This window comes from Microcoleus sp. A003_D6 (assembly GCF_036702825.1).
Taxonomy (GTDB): Bacteria; Cyanobacteriota; Cyanobacteriia; order Cyanobacteriales; family Microcoleaceae; genus Microcoleus.
Genome location: NZ_JAUBWA010000016.1, coordinates 10,678 through 36,328, shown reverse-complemented (window position 1 = coordinate 36,328; position 25,651 = coordinate 10,678). Strand labels below are relative to the sequence as shown.

Annotated in this window: 22 protein-coding genes; 8 read left to right on the top strand and 14 right to left on the bottom strand. The window is 46.9% G+C overall.

Annotated features, from left to right (window positions below; translation table 11 throughout):
• Nucleotides 1–31: 31 nt before the first annotated feature.
• Entirely contained in the window at nucleotides 32–1,048 is a 1,017-nt protein-coding gene (locus tag QUB70_RS07260) for a DNA cytosine methyltransferase (protein WP_332979307.1), read from the top strand.
• 9 nt (nucleotides 1,049–1,057) lie between these two features.
• Here the strand turns inward: QUB70_RS07260 and QUB70_RS07255 are convergent, their stop codons facing one another.
• The 3 genes from QUB70_RS07255 to QUB70_RS07245 all read right to left on the bottom strand — a co-directional run bounded on the left by QUB70_RS07255 (nucleotide 1,058) and on the right by QUB70_RS07245 (nucleotide 3,555).
• A complete protein-coding gene (locus QUB70_RS07255) occupies nucleotides 1,058–1,606 on the bottom strand; it encodes a hypothetical protein (protein ID WP_332979306.1) in 549 nt (182 codons plus the stop codon).
• Nucleotides 1,603–2,106: a DUF4365 domain-containing protein gene (locus QUB70_RS07250; protein ID WP_332979305.1), complete on the bottom strand. Its 504-nt coding sequence runs from the start codon at nucleotides 2,104–2,106 to the stop codon at nucleotides 1,603–1,605. The genes QUB70_RS07255 and QUB70_RS07250 overlap by 4 nt, the downstream gene beginning before the upstream one ends.
• 189 nt (nucleotides 2,107–2,295) lie before the next feature.
• Nucleotides 2,296–3,555: a Zn-dependent hydrolase gene (locus QUB70_RS07245; RefSeq protein ID WP_332979304.1), complete on the bottom strand. Its 1,260-nt coding sequence runs from the start codon at nucleotides 3,553–3,555 to the stop codon at nucleotides 2,296–2,298.
• Between the two features lie 105 nt (nucleotides 3,556–3,660).
• Between QUB70_RS07245 and QUB70_RS07240 the strand changes: the two genes are divergently transcribed.
• Nucleotides 3,661–4,185 carry an allophanate hydrolase-related protein gene (locus QUB70_RS07240; RefSeq protein WP_332979303.1) on the top strand — a complete coding sequence of 175 codons (525 nt, stop codon included), beginning with the start codon at nucleotides 3,661–3,663 and terminating at the stop codon, nucleotides 4,183–4,185.
• A 226-nt stretch (nucleotides 4,186–4,411) separates the two neighbouring features.
• Here QUB70_RS07240 and puuE read toward each other — a convergent pair whose 3' ends face one another.
• The 4 genes from puuE to QUB70_RS07220 all read right to left on the bottom strand — a co-directional run bounded on the left by puuE (nucleotide 4,412) and on the right by QUB70_RS07220 (nucleotide 9,973).
• On the bottom strand, nucleotides 4,412–5,317 hold the full coding sequence (gene puuE / locus QUB70_RS07235; RefSeq protein ID WP_332979302.1) for an allantoinase PuuE: 906 nt from the start codon (nucleotides 5,315–5,317) through the stop codon (nucleotides 4,412–4,414).
• 105 nt (nucleotides 5,318–5,422) lie between these two features.
• Entirely contained in the window at nucleotides 5,423–6,136 is a 714-nt protein-coding gene (locus QUB70_RS07230; RefSeq protein ID WP_332979301.1) for a GntR family transcriptional regulator, read from the bottom strand.
• A gap of 296 nt (nucleotides 6,137–6,432) precedes the next feature.
• Nucleotides 6,433–8,667 carry an iron uptake porin gene (locus tag QUB70_RS07225; protein ID WP_332979300.1) on the bottom strand — a complete coding sequence of 745 codons (2,235 nt, stop codon included), beginning with the start codon at nucleotides 8,665–8,667 and terminating at the stop codon, nucleotides 6,433–6,435.
• Nucleotides 8,668–8,851: 184 nt separating this feature from the next.
• Nucleotides 8,852–9,973, bottom strand: coding sequence for an ABC transporter substrate-binding protein (locus QUB70_RS07220; protein ID WP_332979298.1), 1,122 nt, complete (start codon nucleotides 9,971–9,973; stop codon nucleotides 8,852–8,854).
• 421 nt (nucleotides 9,974–10,394) lie between these two features.
• Here QUB70_RS07220 and QUB70_RS07215 point away from each other — a divergent pair, with 421 nt between their 5' ends.
• Complete coding sequence (locus tag QUB70_RS07215; RefSeq protein WP_332979297.1) at nucleotides 10,395–11,222, top strand: ABC transporter ATP-binding protein; 828 nt, start codon at nucleotides 10,395–10,397, stop codon at nucleotides 11,220–11,222.
• A 14-nt stretch (nucleotides 11,223–11,236) separates the two neighbouring features.
• Complete coding sequence (locus QUB70_RS07210) at nucleotides 11,237–12,007, top strand: ABC transporter permease (protein WP_332979296.1); 771 nt, start codon at nucleotides 11,237–11,239, stop codon at nucleotides 12,005–12,007.
• Here QUB70_RS07210 and QUB70_RS07205 read toward each other — a convergent pair.
• From QUB70_RS07205 to rsmI, 7 genes are all read right to left on the bottom strand, one after another.
• Entirely contained in the window at nucleotides 11,992–12,147 is a 156-nt protein-coding gene (locus QUB70_RS07205) for a hypothetical protein (protein ID WP_332979295.1), read from the bottom strand. The genes QUB70_RS07210 and QUB70_RS07205 overlap by 16 nt on opposite strands.
• Nucleotides 12,148–12,250: 103 nt before the next feature.
• A complete protein-coding gene (locus QUB70_RS07200; RefSeq protein ID WP_332979294.1) occupies nucleotides 12,251–12,502 on the bottom strand; it encodes a hypothetical protein in 252 nt (83 codons plus the stop codon).
• Between the two features lie 13 nt (nucleotides 12,503–12,515).
• Nucleotides 12,516–13,016 carry a 2-oxo-4-hydroxy-4-carboxy-5-ureidoimidazoline decarboxylase gene (uraD, locus tag QUB70_RS07195; RefSeq protein ID WP_332979293.1) on the bottom strand — a complete coding sequence of 167 codons (501 nt, stop codon included), beginning with the start codon at nucleotides 13,014–13,016 and terminating at the stop codon, nucleotides 12,516–12,518.
• Between the two features lie 694 nt (nucleotides 13,017–13,710).
• Complete coding sequence (uraH, locus tag QUB70_RS07190; protein ID WP_332979292.1) at nucleotides 13,711–14,073, bottom strand: hydroxyisourate hydrolase; 363 nt, start codon at nucleotides 14,071–14,073, stop codon at nucleotides 13,711–13,713.
• A 101-nt stretch (nucleotides 14,074–14,174) separates the two neighbouring features.
• The gene (gene hpxO, locus QUB70_RS07185) at nucleotides 14,175–15,335 is read right to left on the bottom strand and encodes an FAD-dependent urate hydroxylase HpxO (protein WP_332979291.1); all 1,161 of its coding nucleotides are present in this window, start codon (nucleotides 15,333–15,335) and stop codon (nucleotides 14,175–14,177) included.
• A gap of 448 nt (nucleotides 15,336–15,783) precedes the next feature.
• Nucleotides 15,784–17,007, bottom strand: coding sequence for a glycosyltransferase (locus QUB70_RS07180; protein WP_332979290.1), 1,224 nt, complete (start codon nucleotides 17,005–17,007; stop codon nucleotides 15,784–15,786).
• Nucleotides 17,008–17,097: 90 nt separating this feature from the next.
• Nucleotides 17,098–17,967 (bottom strand): 16S rRNA (cytidine(1402)-2'-O)-methyltransferase, encoded by an 870-nt coding sequence (gene rsmI / locus QUB70_RS07175; protein WP_332979288.1) that lies wholly within the window; start codon nucleotides 17,965–17,967, stop codon nucleotides 17,098–17,100.
• 58 nt (nucleotides 17,968–18,025) lie between these two features.
• Between rsmI and QUB70_RS07170 the strand changes: the two genes are divergently transcribed.
• The 4 genes from QUB70_RS07170 to QUB70_RS07155 form a co-directional block, all read left to right on the top strand.
• Nucleotides 18,026–18,883 (top strand): PfkB family carbohydrate kinase, encoded by an 858-nt coding sequence (locus QUB70_RS07170; protein WP_332979287.1) that lies wholly within the window; start codon nucleotides 18,026–18,028, stop codon nucleotides 18,881–18,883.
• A gap of 230 nt (nucleotides 18,884–19,113) precedes the next feature.
• On the top strand, nucleotides 19,114–20,238 hold the full coding sequence (locus tag QUB70_RS07165) for a cupin-like domain-containing protein (RefSeq protein WP_332979286.1): 1,125 nt from the start codon (nucleotides 19,114–19,116) through the stop codon (nucleotides 20,236–20,238).
• A gap of 144 nt (nucleotides 20,239–20,382) precedes the next feature.
• Nucleotides 20,383–21,261 carry a 3'(2'),5'-bisphosphate nucleotidase CysQ family protein gene (locus tag QUB70_RS07160; protein ID WP_332979284.1) on the top strand — a complete coding sequence of 293 codons (879 nt, stop codon included), beginning with the start codon at nucleotides 20,383–20,385 and terminating at the stop codon, nucleotides 21,259–21,261.
• Between the two features lie 620 nt (nucleotides 21,262–21,881).
• A partial coding sequence (locus tag QUB70_RS07155; protein ID WP_332979282.1) for a DUF4347 domain-containing protein occupies nucleotides 21,882–25,651 on the top strand: 3,770 nt, incomplete at its 3' end.

The following is a 25,651-nucleotide window of genomic DNA, read 5'->3' as shown; positions in this document are numbered from 1 at the left end:
GATTTATTGTATTTATTGCGGGTTAAAAAAGGTGGCTTTGGATATTCTTTCTCTGTTTTCGGGTTGTGGCGGGTTGGATTTGGGTTTTCGCTTGGCTGGCTTTAATACGGTTTGGGCGAATGAATATGATAAGTCTATTTGGGATACGTATAATTTCAATCATCCTGAAACTCTTTTAGATCGCAGGGATATCAGAAAAATCAAATCTGATGAAATTCCCAACTGTATTGGGATTATCGGCGGGCCTCCTTGTCAAAGTTGGAGTGTGGCGGGTGCGAAACGGGGGATTGATGACTGTCGGGGTCAGCTTTTCTGGGAGTATATCAGAATTGTGCGGGACAAGCAGCCTTTGTTTTTTTTAGCTGAGAATGTTAGCGGTATCTTAGCTGCCAGAAATAAGGATGCTTTCACTTATATATTATCGCAGTTTGAGGCGATCGGGTATCGGGTTTCGTACAAGTTGCTGAATGCTAGAAATTTTGGGGTTCCGCAAGACAGGCAAAGGGTGATTGTTGTTGGTTATCGGGAGAATCTGGGTTGGGATTTTGAGTTTCCCGAACCTGGAGATGAGGTTTTGACGATGAAAGATGCGATTTTTGATTTGCAGGCGATCGCCCCAACTCCAATTAAAGGTAAAGTAGATAACTATCACCCGTTTATTCCCAATCACGAATGTGCCGATTTGGGGTTTTCCAGCCTTTATATGTCGCGAAATCGAGTTAGAAGTTGGTCTGAACCTTCTTTTACTATTCAGGCAAGCGGCAGACACGCGCCTCTCCATCCTCAAGCTAGTAAAATGATTTTGGTTGGCAAAGACAAGCGCATTTTTGACCCCAATTCGCCTCTGCCTTACCGTCGGCTTTCTGTGCGAGAGTGCGCGAGAGTTCAGACTTTCCCGGATGAGTTTATTTTTAAGTACAAGTATATTGCTGATGGATACAAAATGGTCGGCAATGCTGTTCCTGTGAATTTAGCAAGAGTTTTGGCAAGTAAGATTTTTGAAAATATTGGAAAGTCTGGCAGATTAGCCACCTCGACTTTACAATAATATTTTTTGTTAGTTTTGCCCTTGGTCATTTAGGGTAAAACTCCGGGTATTTTTGACAATAAATACTTGATTTTCTTTGATTAAGTCTCCCGTACATAAAACGGGCAAGCGTTCTTGATAAGATTTGATTGCGAGGATGTAGTCTTTGTCTGCAAGTTCCGTTTTAATTTTCCGCAGTTGGTCGCCAATGACACCTAATAAGGTAATCTCGCCACTTAATTTGTCGGCGTTAGGAGTGTGAATTTGAATCACGATTCCCTGAATAGTTGTATTAGGAAGCCCAGTAATTAAGTCTGCTAAAATTTCCATTTGAGAGCGATTTTCACAAACCTCCAATGTCTCTAGCATCAAGTTCATTGACACGGGAAAGTCGGGAAGCTTGGAATTTAAAGGTAAAACTATTTGAGGGGTTTCTGGCTTGATATCGCTGCTTGTCCAAATAATAGCGCGGCTGTCAATTTGTTGTGCTTGTTTCCAACCTTTTGCTTCTAAGTAGTAGCTGATTTGTTGAGGTTGGAGATTTTTGAGCAATTCAATATCCTTTATTGTCACATTCATAGTTGTCTCCCGGTTGCGATACGCTGCATGATAGTTGTCAGAGTCTCAGCCGAAAATATATTTGTTCTGGGTATTGAAATAGTGACGGTTTCTTTATTGTTAGTAGGTGCTGCACCTTCTAATGATATCCAATAAGCGCAGCGTTTTAAGCAAAGTTCCGCTTCTGTTTGTTGCAGCCAGTCATTGACTCTATCGGGAACGCTGACCACAATTATAATTCTAGGAGGATAGGCGTTGCTTGTACTCAATTCTTCGTAGTTTTTAATGTTCAGGGGATAGCGAAGGCTATTTTCGTTGAGGATATCTCTTGAGGTACATTTGACTTGAAGGTAAAGAATGGGAAAGTTTGGTAAACCTGATGCTGCTATTCCCGTGATAATTAGGTCTACACCCAGCTTGTCTAGAGGAGTAGTTGTTCGCTGGCAGATGCACCCTGCTGCTGAGGCAACTGCGTAAATGTAAGCATAGCTGAATTCTTCTTTTTGGGTGTTGATATCCATGAAACTGCTACTGCAATTTTGTCGCCGCCATAAAGTAATGATATAACACCAAATCGGATTATAAAACTCTGGTATATAAAGTTGCATAAAGTTGGAGTGCGTGACTAAAAAAAGCCTGCCACACAAGCCCAAATCAATTCACAGTCACGCACCCTACATCGCTCAATCTCAAATCTCAAATCTCAAATCTCAAATCTCAAATCGATCGCCCTCGCCATAAAGCCGATCGAGCTTCAAGAACGTTTGCAACAGCGCATTTGCTCCCTGAGTACACTGTTCGGGGGAAGTATATTCATCTTCTGCATGGCTGATGCCGCCGCGAGAAGCAACGAAAATCATCCCCATATCGGTAAACCGTCCGATTTCTTGAGCGTCGTGTCCGGCGCGGCTGATTAAATGCGTGTAACTCAAGCTTAATTCCCGGCAAACTTCTGCAATTGCATTTTGAATTTTTGGTGCTGCTAGCGTCGGCAATACGTGGAGAATTTCGGTCATTTCAACTTCGGTTTGAGTGGCAAGTGCGATCGCCCCAAACTCCTGTTTCATTTTAACTAACAACTCTTCCAAATGAGTTTGAGATATATCGCGCAAGTCGATTTTAAAATCCACCTTTCCCGGAACAATATTTGTAGCATTCGGCGACACATTTAAGTAACCCACCGTTGCTACCTGTTCTCCGGGTGTTTCCACTCCCAGCTTGTTGACTGCCAGTACCATTTGTGCGGCCGCTACCAGCGCATCTTTTCGGGCGTGCATGGGCGTCGATCCGGCATGATTCGGGCGGCCCGTTACCGTTACTGCATAGCGGTACTGTCCGACAATGCCTTTGACTACTCCTATTTCGTCGCCGGTACTTTCCAAAACGCCTCCTTGTTCGACGTGCAGTTCTACAAAAGCTGCTATTTCTTGGGGATGGCGTTTGGCATCCCCAATTTTTGACCAATCTCCGCCAATTTTTCCCAAGCAAGTTTCAATGGAAGTACCGTCGCTGCGTCGGTAATATGCCGCATCGCTGATTGTATTTCCGGCCATCGCTTTGCAGCCGATAACGGTGCATTCTTCGTCAGTAAATACGATCGTCTCAATGGGATGTTCCAAGCGCACGTTATTTTCGTGCAGTACCCGCACCACTTCAATGCCTGCCAAAACTCCCAAAACTCCGTCGTAATGGCCGCCCACAGGAACGGTGTCGATGTGAGAACCTGTGGCTAGCGCTGCACCTTCGCGCTTTCCGGGATATCGACCGATAATATTCCCCGCCGCGTCAATGCGAACTGTCATCCCTGCTTCTACCATCCAAGATTCAACGAGTTGGCGGGCAAGCAAATCTGCTTTGGTAAATGCTACCCGACTGACGCCTCCTCCCGGCAGTTTGCCGATTTGAGCGAGTTGGGCAATGCTGCGGTTGAGGCGCGACCCGTTGACTGAAAGTGTTAATGTAATTGTCATCTAAAGTTCTGCTATTGATTGATTGATTGATTTAACTAATTGTTGTATACTGTATGCAATATCATTTAAATGGGCGAAACTATGTAGCCTTGTTTACAAAAATCGATGGCTTTGGCACTTAAACTGCTGTATGCAAAACACAGTAAGCAGAATAAAGGCGATCGCGGCGATTTAACTGTACAAAAAAGCACAATTTTTTATCGGGTGGATATGACTCAAACAGCAATTGCAGCCAAACGAGTGTTCATTTGCGGTTCTGCCCTTCGGGGTCAGCCGGACAACAGCAACCTTGGAGAAGCCAAGTTTATCAGAGAAGCGAAAACTCGTCCGATTTACCGCTTGCACTCCGCAGAAAATGGCTGGCATCCTGCAATTTACGAAGTGGCAGCCTCCGGCGTATCAATTCCGGGCGAAGTGTACGAACTGACTCCAGAACAATTTGAACAGCTTGCAGCGGGGGAACCGCCGTATATGTATGCGTCGGATGTGGTTTTGGAGGACGGGGAAGTGTTAACGGCTTTCTTGTACCCGCAGGAGTTAGTGGAGAAGTACCAGTGGGAAGATATTTCCGATCGAGGTGGATGGGCCGCTTATAAAGCCAGCGCGGTTAACGCAGGGCAAATTAACTAATTCCGCTGGCATCGGGCCGCGGGCGAGACACCCCACAATCAAATTGAGTGGTTGTGGAACAGGCATCTTGCCTGTTTGTTTGGGCCGCGGGCGAGACACCCCACAATCAAGTTGAGTGGTTGTGGAACAGGCATCTTGCCTGTTTGTTTGGGCCGCGGGCGAGACGCCCACCCCACAATCAAATTGAGTGGTTGTGGAACAGGCATCTTGCCTGTTCTTGAAAATGCTACGGCTTGTGATATTCGTGCCAGTGTCGGGCAATATCGATGCGGCGGCATAGCCACACCTTTTCGTGCTGCTGCACGTAATCCAAAAAACGCGCCAGGGCAGCAGCGCGCCCCGGCCTGCCCGCCAAACGGCAGTGGAGTCCCACACTCATCATCTTGGGCGCTGTCTCGCCCTCGGCGTAGAGTAAGTCGAAAGCATCCCGCAGGTAAGCAAAAAACTGATCGCCGGAATTAAACCCCTGACTCGTGGCAAACCGCATATCGTTGTTGTCGAGGGTGTAGGGAATTACTAGGTGGGGTCGCGAGCACTCGTACACCCAATAAGGCAGGTCGTCCGCGTAGCTGTCGGCATCGTAGAGAAAACCGCCTTCCTCGGCTACTAGCTTGCGAGTATGGGGGCTCGTGCGCCCGGTATACCAGCCGAGGGGACGGCTGCCTGTAACTTGCGTATGGAGGGCGATCGCCCTGTGCAAGTGCTCCCGTTCCGCTTCTTCTCCAAAATACTTATAATCGATCCAGCGGTAGCCGTGGCTGGCAATTTCCCAATCGGCCTCTAACATCGCTGCTACTGCTTCGGGATGCCTTTCTAATGCCATCGCTACCCCGTAAACTGTTACCGGTATTCCCCTCGAAACAAACATCCGGTGCAGCCGCCACAAACCGGCCCGACTGCCGTATTCGTAACAGGATTCCATATTCATGTGGCGCAGTCCCGATAGAGGGACTGCCCCGACAATTTCTGACAGAAACGTTTCCGAAGACGCATCTCCGTGCAGGATGCAGGTTTCTCCGCCTTCTTCGTAATTGATGACAAATTGCACGGCTATGCGCGCTCGATGGGGCCATTTGGGGTCGGGCGGATTTTGCCCGTAACCGATTAATTCTCGCGGATAATTTGCTGACATATTACATTGCGAGCGTCCCGCTCGCGATCGTTAATTGAGATGGTCGCGAATTGAGATTGTCGCTCTGGCGATCGGGAGAGATTCTTTTTAATGGTACGATCGCCTTTATTTTAACTTATCTATTTTCCCGTGCTGCTGTTCTATCTCCTGAATTTCTTTAATTACCCGCGCTTTGCTGGCGATTAAATGTTCTTTAATTGCTTGCGCCGCAGCGGGTGCATTCTGTTCGCTCACTGCTTGATAAATGCGGCGGTGTTCGCTGCGAATTTCCAATACTCCCGGATTGTACTGCATTGTGCGGAGCCGCACTAATATCATTTTGTCAAACACCTGATCCAACAGAGTTACCAACCAAGGATTGCCGGAACTTTGCGCTAGCAAGCGGTGAAATTGGCAGTCTGCGTACAGCAGTTGATAGTTGGTGAGTTCGCCCGATCGCGGGGGCATTGTATTTTCTGCCTGCTGGACGATCGATTCGAGTTGTTTCAATTGAGCGGGTGTAGCATTTTGACTCGCTTGAGCCGCCGATAACTGTTCCAAAGCGAGCCGGCAATCGTAAAGATCCGCAGCATCGGCGATCGACAGCGTAGCGACGCGCAATCCATTATTCGGATCGGCCGTCACTAAATTCTCTCGTTGCAGTTGGCACAAAGCTTCTCTCACCGGAGTTCTGCTGACGTTTAGCATTTGGGCCAGTTGTGTTTCGATCAGGCGTTCTCCACCTGCTAATTCCCCCGACAGGATAGCAGTTCGGAGAGCTTGGTAAGTTTGTTCGTGGAGGGATTGAGTGCGGCGAATCGCGCGAAATGAAAGGCCCAAAATCAGTTATCCTTCAGTTTAAAATAAAGTTAGTTTGCTATTGTTAAAAATAGTTGATTCAGCCTCCTATCTAAAACTTTTATGTTAAATGAGAGTTTGTTTTGGCTGACTCATTATCAATGATACAGCACATTGACGTTTCTGCACCAGATACGTATAGATTGCAGGTGACATTTGTAGGGACTGTAGATTGTACGCGACACCTGTAGGCACACGGCTTTGCCGTGTCCCTACCCGCACCTGCAACTGTAGGCACACGGCTTTGCCGTGTGACTACTTAGGAGCCGTGTGCCTACTTAAAAGCTAAACTGAGTGCGAAGATTTCCCACAAATACAGTCGGATTGCCATCAAAATTGTTGGCATTGAAGATAGCATAAAATGCCTGGACGATCGCAATATTATTAGTAATCGGGTAATAGTACGAACCCTCTACCTCGTACTGAGTCCCGCCATTACCCCCGCCCGACAGCAAAAATCTGCGGCCCGATATGTAATCGTGGGGAATCACAAATGAAAGTACACCCAGCGCGCCCTTTTTTCCCAAATCTGGAAATCCCATCCCGACTTGAAAAGACTGTACCTTAATATCTCCGCCAGAGCGATCGCGATTTACCGGATTTACCTCAAGTTGGCCGTAGGAATACCGCCCGAATAAACCAAAATTTTTGGTCAGCAACCAATCAAAATTGACCACAAAAGCATCTGCACCGGAGTCTCTAACTCTTCCCCCAAAACCGTCATCTGCATAGCCGTAAGGCAGCGGCTCGCCCACTGCTCCGCCGATGAATCCATTATAAGGTTTGAGGCTCGATCGCGCGTAAATCAGCTTGAGATTGAAAGAGTTGCTGGGGGCGTATTCCAACTGCGCTGTAATCGTGTTTGAACTGTTAAACAAACCCTCGCTGGGATTGCTAGCCGTATTGAATACCGCAGGATTCAAAAATTCTGTATTTTCAGCCATATAAGCAGCCGTAAACCTGACTGGTTTGGCAATTTGCCAAGCGACAGCAGCGCCCGATCCGCGATCGACTGCATTCAACAGCGTACTTCCGTTCGAGTTAAAACTCGTCGCCCCCCTCAGAAAGAAAGTGAAGCGGTTGCCGTCAAAGTATCGATAATAATTCAACCGCGGCCCGATCGAAACTTGAACTTTATCTCCTACTGGAAACGTGTAGGACATCTCGCGAATTCCCACACTATTAGCTGTCGGCACTCCTGTTTGATCTAAAAACGGCGTTCCCCAAGAGTTGTAAAAACCCGCCGATACCAGTTCGTTTGCAGGCGAGTTGCCGTTGCCGAAAACTAACTGAGTCACCAGGGAATCTTTGCCTGTAAACGAGGTATTTAGCGTCAAGAAAGCGTAGTAGCTAAAAGTAGTTTCAGGAGTATCCCGATCGACGCGAGTCGGTCGATTGTTTGCATCCCGAGTTGGGGCAGCAAAGGCGCTGTTCGGGGCAGTTCGGCTGCGTTCGGCAGTGATGTCGCCTGTGGGAAATGCTGATGTGAGGTTGAACCAAACCGTAGCATTGAGTTTCGTTGTGGTCGAGAATTGATTGGATTCTAGCTCCGCCGTGCGAGCTTCTAATACATCGACTCTACCGCGCAGCGTTGCTAGTTCTGCCGCAAATTCTTCTTGCAGTTTCTGGAGTTTTTGTAAATCTTCTTTTTTAACTAAGTTGGATGTTCCTGCTGTTACCAACTCCGCCACTTTATCGAGACAAGCATTCAAGCCGGCGGCGAATTCGTAGCGAGTCATAGCTCGATTTCCGCGATAGGTGCCGTCGGGATATCCTGCGATGCAGCCGTAGCGTTCAACTAATGATTGCAGTGCTTGAAATGCCCAATCTGTGGGTTTGACATCGCTGAGTTGGGAAACTGAGGTGACTTGCTCTATTTCGGAATCGTCGTTTATTTCCAGGCTATCTATCTGTTGGATATCGTCAATATTTGCCGGTGCCCGATTTTCCTGCGTTTGCATTGACTCTGCCAATACGTTCGATCCGCCGGATTCTTGGGCTGCTGTTTCTTTAGGTTTTACCTCGTTTTCTTGAGAAAATGCTGGAACTTTTTCCGGCTCTGTTTCTGGTTGATTTTTGGGTGCGATCGCGGCGGAATTTTCTGGTGTTACCGCTGGATTTGTCTGGGTGGGAATTGGTGCGATCGCAATTTGTGCTTCGCCGGATTCTTCAGTTACTGTGTTGGCAGGTGTAACATCGTTTAGCTGAGAAACTGATGTGACTTTTTCGCTGTCGGGAGTGAGTGAATTATTCTCCTGTTGTCGATCGTTTAGTTCGATCTTGGCGGCTATTTCTGGCGTTACCGCCGGGTTTATCTGTGTTTTACTTGGTGCGATCGCCACTGGCGATGCAACCAATTCTGCTAGCGGTAACTCTGCTGTTGGGGCTGTTGCTTCCTCGGTTTCAGCAGCGGCAATTTCCGCAGCAAAGCTGGCAGGAGAATGCAGAAAATTAATACAAAAAAAGGCTGGCGTTGCTGTCAGCAGGATTTGGAAAAATAAAGATTTAGACATGATCCTCACACCGTAAATAGCGAAATTGGAGGCAGAGCCTCCGGATCTGCGTTACCAGGAAGAGCCTGGTAACGAGTATAATACCCCTCGATTTCTTAGTCTCGCGTTGCGCGGACTTTGTTTGACAAGGAGCGGTTTCAACCGCCGAGCGATCTCGGAAAACGGCAATATATTCGATCGACTTTTAAGTCAACGGTTTGCGATCGGCAGCAGGAGGTAAAGCCCGCTCCTCTTTCGGAGGCAAATAGCTCTCATCAAATATCTGATTAACTGGCGGAGCTGCTATTTTTAAGACTTCTGCTACTTGTTTGGCTGTGGCTTCCAGACGAGTTGGATCGACTCCTCCCAAGCCAACTTTTTCAACTTCGGGAGTGACGTACAGCCTTTCTAAAGCAATTTGCAGGCGGCGCTTTTCCGCATTTTTGTCCATCAAGCTATCTCCAGCTTTCACCACCGATTCCAATCCGGCTGCCGGATCTTTTAATGTATCTTGAAGTCCTTTAAAATACGCTCTCAAAAAGCCTTTTACTACTTCTGGATTTTTTTCTAAAAAGGCTTTTTTAACAACGATCGCATTTCCGTACAAATCTAAACCGTTGTCGGTGTAGTAAAAGACATTCATATCTTCCGGCTTTTTGCCTGCTTTTTCTAATGCAGGGATTATCGTTGTTGCAAAGCCGGTCACCGCATCCACATCGCCTTTAATTAATAATGTTTCGCGCAGCTTGGGCTCCATTGTAATCCACTCTACTGAGTCGGCCTGCACGCCCGTTTTTTGGGCAAATACCGGCCACAATTTGCGCGGTGCATCTCCTGCGGGAGCTCCTAGCTTTTTGCCGGCTAATCCTTTAGGATCTGCAATGTTGCTCGACTTGAGGGCGACAATTGCAAAAGCCGATCGGTTGTAAGGTATTGCAACTGCTACTACTGGATCGTTTGGATTCTTGGCGTTGAACTCCATCATCGAGTAAATATCGCCAAATCCGAGCGCGAATTGGCCTGCTGCAACTTTGGTAATTGTGTCAGATGAACCGTAGCCCCGCTCGATTTTGACATCCAATCCTTCGGCTGGGAAATAGCCTTTTTCAATGGCAATTGTTAGCGGTGCATTGTCGCCTTGCAGCAGCCAAGATGGATTGACTTTGATCGTGCGTTTCTGTGCGGTGTCAGCCGCCGCTGTTGTAGTTGCTCCCCCCGGTGCAGGGGTAGTTGCGGCATTCGGCTGCTGAGATTGGCAGCTAGTCAGAATTAGTAGCGCTGCGATCGGCACTAGGGATAGCGATCGTACTAACCACGTATTTTTCATATAAAAAAGCTTGCTATTTGGACAACCAACCGAAGGAAAAACCTATTTAGCGCGCCAAACTCGATCGCTAATCTCTGCGGATCTTGCGTCCAAGTTAAGCAGCGCTCTGGCTTGCAGTATACCGTATACTCTAATTACTTGACTTACTGTATACAGAAACACATTTATTTGGTTTTTGTCAAACAACAATCAAATAAATAAGTTGTTATTTTCGGCTGCACTGGCTGATGCTGCGATCGCTTACTTGCTCGTGCGAAATTTTGTATTCTCTGATACAGCACAGTTCCCAATTATCAACAATAAATAGATAAATTTGAAATTGTTTTTGTATGCAGGATAGTGGTGACGGGACAATGTTGAGATAATACTGTTTACCGCATCCACATCTGAGTTTCTATTAAAGAAAGGAGGTAGACTAATCGTGGTACAGCCTAAAATTATAACAGATGCGATCGAAACGCAAGAACCGACTCTTTTGGAATTCGATCGGGTGGGTTTGGAGTATCGAGTTGACGGGCAACCGAGGCGAATTATTGACGAGATTTCTCTGTCGATCGCCCAGGGGGAATTTGTGTCGTTTGTGGGGCCGAGCGGCTGCGGTAAAACTTCTATTTTGAGGATGGTTTCGGGGCTATCTCCAGCGCCGATCGGCGAAATTCGGATTCGGGACAAAAAGATTACCAAACCGCTCAAAAATGTCGGAATTGCGTTTCAAAATCCCGTGCTGTTGCCTTGGCGAAATACCCTCGACAACGTACTGCTGCCGCTGGAAGTAGTGCAGCCTTACAAGCGGGAATCTAAAGATCCGAAGCGGCGCGAAAAGTTTGTGCGCCAAGCCCAAGAATTGTTAGCTACAGTCGGATTGCAAGACTTTCAGAAACAGTTTCCCTGGCAGTTGTCGGGAGGAATGCGGCAGAGGGCTTCCCTGTGTCGGGGGTTAATTCACCAACCGGAAATACTGCTGCTGGACGAACCTTTTGGGGCGCTAGATGCTTTCACCCGCGAGGAAATGTGGGTGATGCTGCAAGATTTGTGGATGCGGGTGAAGTGCGTTTGCATCTTGATCACTCACGATTTGCGGGAGGCAGTTTTCTTATCGGATACAGTTTATGTAATGGGCCCGCGTCCGAGTACGATCGTCTATAAAGTAAAAGTCAACCTGCCGCGTCCCACCAATCTAGATATGATGGTCTCGGATGAATTCAACCACATTGTAGCAGAACTGCGCCGGCACATTCACCGCAATTAAAAAACGAGAAAGCAATGGAAGATTTAGAGAAATTTGCTCGGTCAAAAACAGCAAGTGTTGTGATGCCAATTGCTGCGACAATCTTGCTGTTCGTGCTGTGGGAACTTCTAGTATTGCTGTTCAAAATTCCCCCGTACAACCTGCCCGCACCTTCTGCGATTATCGTCGCAACTTTCACTCAAAGCAAAGCACTGATCGAAAACACCGGACAAACTCTGTTTACAACTCTCGCGGGTTTCATCCTCGCCATTGTAGCGGGCATAGTGCTGGGTTTTCTAATCGGATATTCGCGGATTGCCTATGTAGTTCTGTACCCGCTATTAGTTGGGTTCAATACTGTACCGAAGGTAGCGTTAGTGCCGCTGTTTGCGCTGTGGTTTGGCATCGGTACGGTGCCGGCAATTCTGACTGCTTTTTTGCTGGCATTTTTCCCGATCGCCGTTAACGTAGCTTTAGGATTAGATACAGTAGAACCCGAGATGAAAGATGTAATGCGATCGCTTGGTGCATCGCAAATCGAAATTTTCCAAAAAGTCGGGTTCCCCCACACCTTACCCTACGTTTTTGCATCTCTAAAAGTAGCAATTTCCCTCGCCTTTGTCGGCGCTGTAATTTCGGAAACAGTAGCATCCAACAAAGGCCTCGGCTACTTAATTGTCACCGCGAGTTCTAACTTTGACGTGCCTTTAGGTTTTGCAGGATTGATGGTTTTGGCGGTGATGGGAACCGTGCTTTATGGCTTGTTTGCGGCGGCGGAGAAATACCTGATTTACTGGGCGCGGTGATTGGATGGGCTAAGCCACATCCAGTGCCGGAAAATGCCGTGCAGGTGGCCTAAATGTTCTTCGTGCTGAGCCTGTTTAATTTCTTCTACAGGTACTGGCGCGGGGGATTTTGTTGTGAGTTGGCGATTGAAGAATGTCATGGCTTTGCCTCCAAGAGAGTGGTTTCTGGGAGACACATGGAAACCTGTCACCATACCAGCTTGATTTGGTATGTCCGAATCTTTTCTGTGTCTTATGATACCATTATAGAACTTTTTTGGCGGGAAGTATCACCCGATCGGGTGATATTGACTTAGGCATGGGGGCAAAAATTGAATTTTCTTGTGGGGAGTAGGGGTTGGGCATCCTGCCGGCCCGCAACAGGCAAGATGCCTGTTCCACAAAAATTGAATTTTCTTGTGGGGAGTAGGGGTTGGGCATCCTGCCCGCCCGCAACAGGCAAGATGCTTGTTCCACAAAAATTGAATTTTCTTGTGGGGAGTAGGGGTTGGGCATCCTGCCCGCCCGATTAATTTCGGATTGCTGACTCGATCCGAAAGCGGGCAATCTCGCAAATTTCAGCTAAAGCCTGCTGCATTTCAGTTTCCGGGGAATTATCGAGGCGGCTTTTAAATGCTTCGAGAATGCTGGTTTTAGTGTGTTTTTTCACCGCAGCAATGAAGGGGAAACCAAACTTTTCGCGGTACGATCGATTCAGGAATTGAAAGCGATCGAACTCCTCAACAGATAGCCGATCTAAACCTACACCTGTCTGTTCGCTAACTGATGCTTCCGCCATTTTTGCTTTGCTTCCTAAGTCAGGATGCGCTTGAATCAAAGCTAATTTTTCGGCATCAGTCATGGCGCTGACAACTGTTACCATTTTGGCGTGCAAATCGGCTGTGGAGGCAAAAGGGCGATCGTCCCAAGTGCGGCGGGCGATGTCGGGCGTGTGTTCAAAAATCGCACCCAAAGCTTCTGTAAATTCTTCCTGGCTGATTTGGTTGAGGTCAACTAAAGAATATTGCATTGTTTATCAGGAAATTGGGTTTAAAACCCCGTCCTTCTAGGGCGGCTTTAATTTCTTAAATCCATTCCTAAAAATCAGGAATTGCTGGTATTTGTAGTATACTAAAATAGTCAAGGTTAAACTCCTTTACCATCGTGAAACAGTTAAGACACACTTTTAGGTATAAACCGGGGGACGCAGAGCGGCGAAAACTCTTAAAACAGCTAAAGGATCAACGCATCCTTAAACCAGTAAAAACAAACAATTTCTTGCTTTGTTAAGTAGGGTAGGGCATACCCAAACTCTAGGCTTGTATCCTAGTACGCTTTTGGAGATAGACCCTCTGGGGTTACCGTGAATTAGACTCGTCAATTTGTACTATTGTACGGTTGAAAGGTTTAAGGACTGCCGCAAGGACATGGTGCTTAAAGGTCAGTCGATGAATTAAGAATCCCCACGCCTTTAGGCTGGGGAGTGTCAAGAAAATACTATCTAACAACTGACTAAGCTGTTAAGCTGTTCTGCATTTAAATTGGCTGTCAAAAAACAATCAAACTCTTGTGGGGTGGGCTTCTAGGGGCCTGTAGGGTGCGTCAGCTAGAACACTTACGCTTACTTACAAGGGAAACGAGAAAGGGCTGACGCACCCTACAATACTAAACTACGCTCAGAGCACCGCAACTGACAACTGACAACTGACAACTGACAACTGACTTCAGCTACCTCTATAAGTGCTGTACGACCAAGGGGAAACTAGCAAAGGTACGTGATAGTGTGCGGTGGAATCGGCGATGCCGAACTGAATCGGAACGCTGTTTAAAAACGGCGGTTCTGGCAAATTTTCGGCGCACTGCGCGAAGTATTCGCCAACGGAAAAGACTAATTCGTAAACTCCCGGTTTGAGTTCGCTTTCTGATAGTAACGGAGCTGCGGTGCGACCGTCAGCATTAGTTGTTACAGTTTTCAGCAGGGTTTTTTCGCCGGAGTTTGGGTCAATTGAATGCAGGGCGATCGACATATTTGCTGCCGCACAGCCGCGGGCTGTATCGAGAACGTGAGTAGTAAGTTTGCCTGACATTTTTTATTGAAGAAGTTCGGCAACGGATTATGTAACGGATGTTAGGAAGAAGGATGAGTAGGGAAACAGCAATGCTGTCTCCTGGAAATCATCTATTCGTATTAGTGTAACGGGCCGGCCGCGATGATTTTGGCGATCGCATCGGTGACATCAGTTGGCCGTTCATCAGCCAATTGTTCGTACCACTGTTCTGTTACCTGCGGATCTTTGCCGTGTATTTGTTCTGCGCGCTGTCGGGCTTTTTCTACGACTGCATTGGCCCGCTGTTTGCGCTCGGTTTCGTAACGTTTTAGCGCGTATTCTACGCCCAAATTCGTACTCAAAAGGTAGTTGCTAAGTACCAGCGCATCTTCCATCGCCTGACAGCCGCCTTGTCCGAGATCCGGGCAGGTGGCGTGGGCGGAATCTCCCAGCAAAGCAACTTTACCGCGAACGAAGCGGTCGATCGGCCCTACGTCGTGAATTTCCGGCCGCGCCACTGCTGCGGGATCGAACCTGTCTATTAACAATTGCACGGGTTCTGCCCAGCCTTGAAAGTGTTCTTTAAGTTCCGCTTTGTAGTTGTCGGGATTGGCGGGTGTACCTTTGGGCAAAGGAACATCTAAGAAAAAGTAAAATCGATCGCCCGCTACCGGCATCATTGACGCCCGTTTGTGATCGCCGACATATATCGCCCAAGTATCTTTCGGCGCGAGTTTTTCATCTGCCGGAACTAACCCGTTCCAGTTGATATAGCCGCCGTATTTCGGCTCTACTTCGCGGCCCAATATATATGTACGCAAAATCGATCGCACGCCGTCAGCCGCCACTAACAAATCGCCCCGCGCTTTGTCTCCGTTTTCAAAGATTGCTGTTACTCCGCTTTCGTCTTCTTCTACAGAGATACACTTGCGATCGAGCTTGACTTCTCCCTTAAATCCTGCTAGCAACATATTTTGCAAATCTCGGCGGGCAACGGGATAGGGGCGCTGACCGACTTGTTGAATTAGCGGCATTAAATCGATATCATTCAGGAGTTCGCCGGTTTTGGTGCGGTATTCCATGCGCTCCATTTGCCCGCCAATTTTTGCCATCTTTTCGCCTAAACCGAGTCGGTTGAGAACTTTGACCCCGTTCGACCACAAAGATATTCCGGCTCCTGCGGGGCGCAGTTCTTTAACGCGATCGTATATTTCAACTTGATAGCCCGCTTGTTCGAGGGCAATGCCCGCAGTTAAGCCGCCAATTCCCGCACCGATGATGACAACTTTCAAGTCGTGCATTATGTGTTTCTCCTAGTGAATGACATCTTATTTCCAGAATTGATAACAGTTAAATAACTTTTGTTTCCGGTCTGCCCTAATTGTGAAAGTCACTATCTTTTATAATACCCTAATTGCGGTTTTTACTGTATCGTAAATTACTAATTTATGCGGTTTTAGACAATTGCGATCGGCTTTGGTGCGACATATCCCCGCAGGGAAACGGCAATGCCCATTAGTGTCAACTTAACGTTAAATGTAGTACCACTCTACTGTCTGACGATTAGGCCCAGATCCCCCCTAACCCCCCTTAAAAAGGGGGGGACAGGAGTCTTCTCAAAGTCAACCCCTACTCCCCTTCTTAAGGGGGATTTAGGGGGATCTAGACTGGGGTAAAAACGAGATTTCTCAAAGCTTTCGGCTTAAGTTGACACCAATGGGATCTTGGAGTGTCCCTACTGTAGGTATCTTACTCAGCTATAAATTTTGTTAACTCGCCGAGATTTTGCTGAATCGTATTTATCCCGCGCAGGTGAGAAATGGGTGAACCTCCGTACAAAAAGCTGTTCAAGCTGACTTGATAATTTTGCTGAACTGCTAAATCCAGCCACAAGTTATTAACAGCATCTCCGGGTTTGTAGTCAGGAATGTTGTGCTGGTAGTAAGGAAAACTGTCTATACAAGTATTGAAAAAGTTCTTGCGCCCGCAATGTTTTAAATACTGAAGTCGCGGTTTGAATTCAGTTTGATTTTCCAATACTGTATATATAGTATCTGCGAGAGATTCTGGGTCAAATTTGGCGTAAATACCCGCACCTTCGGGGAAAACTGGCGAGTTTCCTCTGGCGTATTGGTTGAATTCTTCAAAACAAATTACTGGTACGTTACAACTCATGGCTTCGGTAATTCCCCGGTTTTTTCCTTCGAGGAGGGAACCGAGGACGAATGCTTGGGATCGCGAATAATATGTGGGTATTTCGCTGTAGTAGTCAACTCTCGGCACTAAGTTAATGTAGTCCGAGGGATTGCCTAAAATTGTTTCTATTTGTTGCCATTCTTTTAAGGCGTACTCGTCGAGGGTTTTCAGGTTGCTAGCATCAAATTCGTGTCCGGTGACTACTGTTAATTTTATCGGTTTTTGCGGATATTTTTGGCGGTAAACTTTTAAGGCTTTGGCTATGATTGGCAAATTTTTTTCTTCGGAAATTCGGGCGACGGCGAGGAGGTCTATGTCTTTGGCGGGGACGTTGCGAGGGGAAATTAAGTATTCGTTGATGAAGTCGGTGTCTTGCAGTGGTATGATTGGTTTGTGAGCGCGATCGGCATAAGTTTCCCGAAACCACTTATCTCGCTGTGGATTTTTGTATAAACTGGAGTAGGCGTCGGCTACGGGTGCCCAGGAATAGGAGATTCCGGGGGAATAGGCGAAGGATAAAAATACTGAGGAAAGTTGGGGAAATAGTTTGTTGATGAGTTCGACTGCTTCGCTGAAGTAAATTCCTTTGATGAATTTTCCTTCGTAAAACAGCGGGGGAAGCAAGACGTAGAAACTGACGGTATCGAAGCGGTGGGGTTGGTCTTCAAATATCTCCCAGCTAAAGGCGTCTAAGTCTGCATAAATTTCGGCGATTGGTTTGTTGATGTGGGGGTTGCGTAAATATGGTTTTTGTCGATCGTAGTTTCCGCGTACCATATAATTCTGAGTGTGATTATCTAGCTTTTTTTATTTAACCGCAGAGGGCGCAGAGGGCACAGAGGAGAAGAGAGATATTCACAAATTATCTCAGGGTTGTTCTAGCGATTCACTGTCGCCAAGTGTGAGGGCGAGTTGGTAGATTTGGCGGCGGGGGAGGGATGTTTGTTGCGCTAGCTGGCGGCTGGCTTGGGAACGAGTTATGCCTTCTGCAATTAATGTCTGCAATTCTGCTTTGATGGCGTCTTCGGAGAATATCGGCGCTGCTGTTTGGATGCCGGCAATTACGAGGGTAAATTCTCCTTGGGGTTCGCGAGTTGTGTAAAGTTCGATCGCGCTTTCCATACTACCACGCCAAAACTCTTCGTGCATTTTAGTTAACTCTCTCGCCAGTACAATCTGTCTGTCGCTTCCCAAAATATTTGCTAAATCTTGTAAAGTTTGCCGCAATCGGTGGGGAGATTCGTATAATATTATAGTGCGGGATTCTATTTGCAAAGCTTCTAAACTCTGTTGGCGTTCTTGACCTTTCACGGGTAAGAAACCTTCAAATACAAATCTTTCTGTGGGCAATCCTGATGCAGTTATGCCAACAATGCAGGCGGTAGGGCCGGGAATCGGAATAATGTTAATATTAGCATCGGCGCAAGCTTTGACTAACTCGTATCCGGGGTCGGAAATTCCGGGCATTCCGGCGTCTGTGACGAGGGCGATACTTTTTCCTAAATGCAGTTTGTCGATTAATTCGGGGAGTCGTTGGTGTTGGTTGTGTTCGTGATAGCTGATTTGGGGAGTTTTGATTTGAAAGTGGTGCAAAAGTTTGCCTGTATGGCGGGTATCTTCGGCGGCGATGAAGTCTGCTGCTTGCAAAATTCGGATGGCGCGAAAGGTCATGTCTTCGAGGTTGCCGATCGGGGTTCCGACGATGTAAAGTGTTCCTGTATTGGGATTTGCTTGCATTTTAAGATTTGGATTTTTAACCGCAGATGAAGGCGGATTAACGCAGATTAACGCAGATATGAAAACGGGATTGTTTTTGGGATTGGCGACTTTAGATTTAGTTTATTTGGCTGTTGGGCCTCCGGGTGAAAATCAGAAAGTTGTTGCTTCTGATTTTACCATTGCTGCGGGCGGGCCTGCGGCTAATGCTGCGGTGACTTTTAGCTATTTGGGGAATGCGGCGATATGGGCGGGGGTTTTGGGCACTCACGCGATCGCCCAATTAATTCGTGCAGACTTAGGGGAGTATAATGTCAGGATAATTGATTTGGAGCCGGGGCGATCGCACTCGCCGCCAGTTTCCTCGATTATTGTAACTGAAGCAACGGGCGATCGATCTGTAATTTCCATCAATGCTACTAAATCGCAAGTTAACAGTCAAGCAATTCACCCCGATATTTTAACATCAGTTAGTATTGTACTGCTTGACGGACATCAAATCGCAGCCAGCCAAGAAATTGCTCAACTTGCCAAGTCAAAAAACATTCCCATTGTTCTAGATGGTGGCAGTTGGAAACCCGGATTAGAAGAAATATTGCCTTTCATTGAATGGGCGGTATGTTCCGATAACTTTCATCCGCCCGACTGCGACAATTCCGAACAAGTCTTTGCTTATCTGTCAGCAGCGGGAATTCCCAACACAGCCATCACTCGCGGCGAAAAATCAATTTTATACCTCAGCAATGGCACTTACGGCAGTATAGAAGTCACTCAACTTCAAGCCACAGACACTTTAGGCGCTGGCGATATTTTTCACGGGGCTTTCTGTCACTACATTTTGCAAAATAACTTTACAGATAGTTTGGCAGCAGCCGCTAAAATTGCTGCCGATTCCTGCAAAATTTTAGGAACCCGCGACTGGATGAATAACGGTTAACTTTCCCTAAAAATCAACGAAAGTATCCGGGAAAAACATATCCAAGCTAGAAAACTTGAACAGACACCACTCCCTAAGTTAAAATCCGAAAAACAACCTTGACAAAAATTCCGAACACCTTCCCTTTCCCTTTCTTCCTTAGCGCCCTTAGCGCCTTCGCGGTTCGTTAAAATTGCTATATTAGTAAGATAACCGCAAACCAAACAGTCCCAAAACAACATACCCGAATCATGCCTGACACCCAACCTCTAAGTATCACCCTTCCCCCTTTGCGGATTACCCTAAGCGAGCAACAACAGGTTAATCTAGAATGGCTGACGCAAAACTTGCCTAATCTACTCACCCCAAGCAAACCAGAAATTCCCGACAATATGAGACAGTGGGTGGCGGCCAACAAATTATTAAATCAACCTGACGCAGAAATCATTCAAGCGCTAATAAATACCGGCATAGATGCGGAAACAGCCACCGCAGAAGTTAGGGAAATATCATCTCATCCCTACTTTCAAGCAGGTAGTCAGTACGTGCAGTTATTGCAGAAATTAGAATCGCATCTCAGGATTCACAATCAATTAGCTGCATTGTCTTCCAAGTTTGGCACAATCGAACGCAAAAGCAGCCTTTCTAGAGAGTATTTTCTCGAAAATTACTACGCCAAAAATACTCCAGTAATTATTACCAACATTATGCACAACTGGAAAGCGTTGCAGTTGTGGACGCCGGAGTATTTGCAGCAAAAATATGGCGATGCAGAGGTACAAATTCAAGCCAACCGCAACTCAGACCCGAATTACGAAATTAAGATAGAAAATCACAAAAAAATTGTTTTATTCCGCAAATATGTAGAGATGGTGGTCAAGGGCGGGCCTAGCAACGATTATTACATGGTTGCTAACAACCAAACTCTGGAAAGAGAGGAATTTAAACCCTTATTCAACGATATTGAAATTTTTCCAGAATACCTCAATCCCACGGACACAAAAGGCAGAGTTTTCTTTTGGTTCGGGCCGAAAGGTACGATTACGCCGCTGCACCACGACCCAGTTAACTTAGTTTTAGCACAGGTATCGGGACGCAAACTCATTAAATTGATTTCTCCGCAGCAAACACCTCTGCTTTACAATCACGTCGGAGTTTTCAGCAAGGTTGACGGCGAAAATCCCGACTACGAAAAGTATCCGCTTTACAGAGATGCAAAAATCATCGAGGTGATTTTGGAACCGGGAGAAGTTATCTTTATTCCTGTCGGTTGGTGGCACCACGTAAAATCCTTGGAGGTTAGTATTTCGGTTTCCTTTACTAATTTTGTGTTTCCCAATTATTACGAATGGAAATATCCTCATATTAATTGGTAGAGAACAGTTGACAGTTGACAGTTGACAGTTGACAGTTGATAGGTGTTAGTTGACAATTGACAGGTGTCAGTTGATAGTTGTTATTAGACAACTTGCAAACACGAACACCTATCTGCGTTAATCAGCGTTTATCTGCGGTTAAAAATGAAAACTCTCGAAGAAATCAGCGAAATTGCCCGATCGATCGCCTGGAGTGCATCAGATATCCTACAATCCTATTATCGGCAGGATTCCAACACTCCTAACCTCGACATCCAAGAGCAAAAAGATGGGCCCGTCACCGCGGCCGATGTCGCTGTCAATTCTTACATTCTCGACGAATTGCAGTCTGTTTTAGGGAATGCAGAATTTGGTTATCTTAGCGAAGAAACTTACAAATCTTATTTAGAAAAAAACGGGCAAATTCCCTTAACTCAAGATTGGGTTTGGATTATTGACCCTTTGGATGGAACGCGAGATTTTATTGACAGGACAGGCGAATTTGCAGTTCACATTGCTTTAGCATACCAGGGAAGACCGGTATTGGCAGTTGTGGCTTGGCCCCAACAGCAAAAGATTTATTACGCAATCCGCGATGCGGGTGCTTTTGTGGAAAGTCGGGGCGGTTCTGCGGTAAAGTTGCAGGTGTCTGCGCGAAATACAGCGACAGATTTATCTATAGTAACCAGCCGCAGTCACCGAGACGATCGCTTCAATCAATTATTGCACAAACTGCCTTGTCAAAATCAACTAGCCGTCGGCAGCATCGGCTGTAAAATTGCGACAATTGTGGAACAAAAGGCTGATGTTTATATTGCGCTTTCGGGGAAGTCTGCACCGAAAGATTGGGATTTGGCGGCACCGGAATTGATTTTGACGGAAGCGGGCGGTCGATTTACTCGTTTTGACGGTTCTGCTTTGGAATATAACCGGGGAGATGTCAGTCAGTGGGGGGGATTGTTGGCGAGTAACGGTTGCTGTCACGATGCTTTGTGCGGGGAAGCTGAGGGGATTTTGGCAGAGATAGATGGAAGTTTGAAGTAAGTGCGTGAAGCGAAGCTATCCCGTAGGGAATCGCCCGTCAAGATGGTAACGAATAACTCGTAGGGGCGGGTTTTACCAACAATAATTGCCTAAAATCAATAATATATAGCGGTTCTCAGAAAGATGAGGTACGTAGTTGGGCTTCAGCCCTCTTAGTTTAGTGGTTATATAAGCTGTCAGTCATACAGTCATACCTCATCTTTTTGATAAAAGCTATAGTAAACCCGCCCCGATCGCACATACAGCGGATTCCAGGTTTATGAAGTACACCCCGGATAAAGCTATCCCCGTAGGGATACGGCACTGCCGTGTGCCTTACTGCTTGATAAACTGGAATACGCTGTATATCAAAAATCTCTTAATATTTAAGTATAATTACACTTGCGATTGAAAATTTTTTGTGTTAAGCCATCAACCTCGCGGTCGATCGCCCGCAATATTACTTAAGAAATTTCCCCATCTTTATCAAAACTTTAATTAAATAAGTGTTTTTACGGGAAAATTTTACATATATTCTCTTAAAGAACTGTTATGGTTACTACAACATTCAGAAAGAGTTTAGGACGCACGTCGCGAAACGGGAAAATTATTGTCTTTTTTTACCCCCAAGTAGGTGTATTATGCCAAATTTAAATACTCAAGTTTCAGGAAGTGCGATCGCCTTTATCGACACTCAAGTACCAAATTATCAAAGTTTAGTTGCTGGGGTAACACCCGGTACGGAAGTAGTAGTGTTGGATGGGAACCGGGATGCGATCGACCAAATTACTCAAATTTTAGCTCTTCGTACCAATATTGACAGCATTCACATCGTTTCTCACGGTGCTCCGGGTAGCTTGCAACTCGGCGGCGGTAGCTTGAGTTTAGACAATCTAGAGGCTTATTCCGAGAAATTGCGGCAGTGGCGGAGTGCTTTCACTCTGGGCGCGGACATTCTGATTTACGGTTGTAATGTGGCATTAAGTGCGATCGCATTCATCCAGCGCATCGCCCAACTCACAAATGCCAATGTTGCGGCTTCCCAAAACCTCACGGGAAGTGTAGCAAAGGGTGGGGACTGGGAACTGGAAGTGAGAACCGGGGAAATTAACACACCGCTGGTATTTGAAGCCGAAGTGTTAGCGGGTTACGAGTATGTTTTGTCTACTTTTGGTGCTGCGACTAATTTTCCCATAACATACAGTCTCCGTAAAGTTGCCAGTGGCGATTTTAACAAAGACGGCAACCTTGACCTAGCCTTTGCCAGCACTGGAATTGGCATCTCGATCGCACTGGGAGATGGCACTGGCAACTTTGGTACTGCTACCAACCTTACGCCAACTGATTTCTATAGCTGGTTTGTGGCTGTAGATGACTTTAATGGGGATGGCAATGCTGACTTAGCCACTGCAAACTACGGCACTAGCGACGTATCTGTTCTATTGGGTAATGGCAATGGAACTTTTGGAACTGCCACCAACTTTAGCGTAGGTTCAAGTCCCTATACTGTCGCTGTCGGCGACTTCAATAAAGATGGCAACCAAGATTTAGTAACAGCTAACCAAAGTGGTAGCAGCGTTTCCGTTCTATTGGGAACTGGCACTGGAACTTTTGGAACTGCTACCGACTTTAGCCTAGGTTCAAGTCCCTATTTTGTTGCCGTCGGTGATTTTAACAAAGATGGGATATCAGACCTAGCAACAGCCAACTCAGGCTCAAATAACATCTCTATTTTGCTAGGGACAGGTACTGGCAGTTTCGGCACAGCTACTAACTTTACCGTTGGGAATAGCCCTAATTACATCGCTCTAGGAGACTTTAACGGGGACAACAATCCTGACTTAGCAACGAGTAACGAAAGCTCAAACGACGTATCCATATTGTTAGGAGATGGTACGGGTAACTTTGGTACAGCTACAAATTTTGGCGTTGCAACACAACCCCTTGCTATTGCTGCTGGCGACTTCAATGCCGATGGAAAATTCGATTTAGCCACAGCTAACAATGGATCAGGCAATGTCTCCGTCTTGTTTGGAAGTGGCAATGGCAGCTTTGGGACTGCCACTAATTTTATTGTGGGAACCAATCCCCAAGGTATTGTTGTAGGCGATTTTAACAAAGATGGCTTATCCGATTTAGCTACGGCGAATTTTGGCGGTCAAAACACCTCGATTCTGCTGAATACATCTCCGGCGGTAAATTTCGGTGCGACCACTTACAGTGGCACTGAAGGAACTGCGGATACAGTAGTCAGTATTCCCGTTACTATCAGCGCCACTCCTGACGCTGACGTGACAGTACCAATTGTCATCGACCCCAGCAGCAGTGCCACCGAAAATTCAGACTACACCATTTCCCCTACTACTGTTACTTTCCCCGCCGGCACTACTACTCTCACCCAGGATGTTGCAGTTACTATCAAACCAGATAATCTCCCTGAAAACGCCGAAACCGCAATTCTCAACTTTGGCACAATTACTGGTGGCGTTGCAGGTACAACTAATCAAACAACACTAACTATTGCAGCTAACGGTACTGTTTCTTACGCTGTAGCCGCCGATATTGCCAGCATTCCCGAAGCTAATAGCGGCCCAACTCCTCTGACTTTTACCGTGACTCGCAGCGGAGGCACTGGTGTAGCAAGTAGCGTCAATTATACAATTGGAGGAACTGCTACTAACGTCAGCGACTACAACAGCATCGGCGGCACTTCTGGGGCAACGGGTATTAGTGGCACAATCAATTTTGCGGCGGCGGAAACATCTAAAACTATCACATTAAATGTGGTAGGCGACGGATTAGTAGAACCCGACGAAACAGTTGCGGTTACGCTGTCGAATCCTGTTGCACCGGGGCCGACACCTACCTTTACTGCTGCAACTGCTACAACTACTATCACAAATGACGATACTGCCGGTTTCAGCATTGCACCTACGAACATCACTGCTACAGAAGGCGGTGCAACTGGCAGTTACAACGTCAAGCTAACTTCGGAACCGACGGCACCGGTTAATATTAGCTTTAATACTGGCAATGCAATTAGCCCGATCGCCACACCGATTACTTTTGACAGCACTAACTGGAATGTCGATCAAACTGTGACTGTAAGTGCGATCGACGACAATCTAGCACAAGGAACCCACAGCGGCACGATCGCTCACACAGTTACCAGTACCGATGCCAGTTATAACGCCAAAGCGATGCCCGATGTGACAGCATCGATTACAGATAACGATAGTCCGGGTGTGTCGATCGTGCAATCGGCAGGCAGTACAAATATTGCTGAAGGCGGTGCAACGGCTACCTACGGAGTGGTTTTGACTACCGCACCTACTGCCAACGTTACGATTAATTTTGACCCGGGTACTCAAATTAGTGCGATCGCACCTCTGACTTTCACCCCAAATAATTGGAATGTTGCTCAAAATGTGACTGTTAGTGCGATCGAAGACGACATAGCCGAAGCAACCCACAGCGGCACCATTACTCACACTTCGGTCAGTACCGATACTTTCTATAATGGGCTGACGATTTCTCCTGTGACTGCCACGATTGCTGACAACGATACCGCAGGCGTGATTATTTCAGCTACGAGTACAACTGCTACCGAAGGCGGTGCGGGCACGTACAGGGTTAAGTTAAAATCCCAGCCGATCGCACCTGTGACGGTTAGTTTCGCTACAGGGGAGCCAATAAATGCGATCGCCCCAATTACTTTTGACAGCACTAACTGGAATGTGGATCAGACGGTCACTGTTAGTGCGATCGACGATAGCATAGCCCAAGGAACCCGCAGCGGCACGATCGCTCACACTTCTGCCAGCACCGATACTAAGTATAATGCGCTGACGATTTCTCCTGTGACTGCCACGATTGCTGACAACGATACCGCAGGCGTGAGTATTTCACCTACGAACATAACTGCTACCGAAGGCGGGGCTACTGGCAGTTACAGCGTTCAACTAACTTCGTCGCCCACGGCGCCTGTGACGGTTAGTTTTGCCAATGGCGATGAAATTAATGCGATCGCTGATGTTACCTTCGACTCTACTAACTGGAATGTCGCGAAAGCAGTGACTGTCACGGCGAAAGACGATGCGGTTGTTGAAGGAAATCATACAGGCAGTATTTCTCATACGGCCCAGAGTGCTGATAGTAAGTATAGTGCGATCGGGATTCCGGGCGTGACAGTGGCGATCGCTGATAACGATGTAGCGCCACCGCCGCCGCCAATTCCGACGCCCACTCCGACTCCAACTCCGACGACATCGGTCACTCCGACACCAACTCCCACTCCGACGACATCGGTCACTCCGACGCCCACTCCCACTCCGACTCCGACGACATCGGTCACTCCGACGCCCACTCCCACTCCGACTCCGACGACATCGGTCACTCCGACGCCCACTCC

Excerpts from the sequence above, each read along its gene's own strand:
- QUB70_RS07255 (WP_332979306.1), bottom strand. The coding sequence starts at position 1,606 with ATGAATGTGACAATAAAGGATATTGAATTGCTCAAAAATCTCCAACCT.
- QUB70_RS07250 (WP_332979305.1), bottom strand. The coding sequence starts at position 2,106 with ATGGATATCAACACCCAAAAAGAAGAATTCAGCTATGCTTACATTTAC.
- QUB70_RS07245 (WP_332979304.1), bottom strand. The coding sequence starts at position 3,555 with ATGACAATTACATTAACACTTTCAGTCAACGGGTCGCGCCTCAACCGC.
- QUB70_RS07240 (WP_332979303.1), top strand. The coding sequence starts at position 3,661 with ATGGCTTTGGCACTTAAACTGCTGTATGCAAAACACAGTAAGCAGAAT.
- puuE (WP_332979302.1), bottom strand. The coding sequence starts at position 5,317 with ATGTCAGCAAATTATCCGCGAGAATTAATCGGTTACGGGCAAAATCCG.
- QUB70_RS07225 (WP_332979300.1), bottom strand. The coding sequence starts at position 8,667 with ATGTCTAAATCTTTATTTTTCCAAATCCTGCTGACAGCAACGCCAGCC.
- QUB70_RS07220 (WP_332979298.1), bottom strand. The coding sequence starts at position 9,973 with ATGAAAAATACGTGGTTAGTACGATCGCTATCCCTAGTGCCGATCGCA.
- QUB70_RS07210 (WP_332979296.1), top strand. The coding sequence starts at position 11,237 with ATGGAAGATTTAGAGAAATTTGCTCGGTCAAAAACAGCAAGTGTTGTG.
- QUB70_RS07205 (WP_332979295.1), bottom strand. The coding sequence starts at position 12,147 with ATGACATTCTTCAATCGCCAACTCACAACAAAATCCCCCGCGCCAGTA.
- QUB70_RS07200 (WP_332979294.1), bottom strand. The coding sequence starts at position 12,502 with ATGCCCAACCCCTACTCCCCACAAGAAAATTCAATTTTTGTGGAACAA.
- uraD (WP_332979293.1), bottom strand. The coding sequence starts at position 13,016 with ATGCAATATTCTTTAGTTGACCTCAACCAAATCAGCCAGGAAGAATTT.
- uraH (WP_332979292.1), bottom strand. The coding sequence starts at position 14,073 with ATGTCAGGCAAACTTACTACTCACGTTCTCGATACAGCCCGCGGCTGT.
- hpxO (WP_332979291.1), bottom strand. The coding sequence starts at position 15,335 with ATGCACGACTTGAAAGTTGTCATCATCGGTGCGGGAATTGGCGGCTTA.
- QUB70_RS07180 (WP_332979290.1), bottom strand. The coding sequence starts at position 17,007 with ATGGTACGCGGAAACTACGATCGACAAAAACCATATTTACGCAACCCC.
- rsmI (WP_332979288.1), bottom strand. The coding sequence starts at position 17,967 with ATGCAAGCAAATCCCAATACAGGAACACTTTACATCGTCGGAACCCCG.
- QUB70_RS07170 (WP_332979287.1), top strand. The coding sequence starts at position 18,026 with ATGAAAACGGGATTGTTTTTGGGATTGGCGACTTTAGATTTAGTTTAT.
- QUB70_RS07165 (WP_332979286.1), top strand. The coding sequence starts at position 19,114 with ATGCCTGACACCCAACCTCTAAGTATCACCCTTCCCCCTTTGCGGATT.
- QUB70_RS07160 (WP_332979284.1), top strand. The coding sequence starts at position 20,383 with ATGAAAACTCTCGAAGAAATCAGCGAAATTGCCCGATCGATCGCCTGG.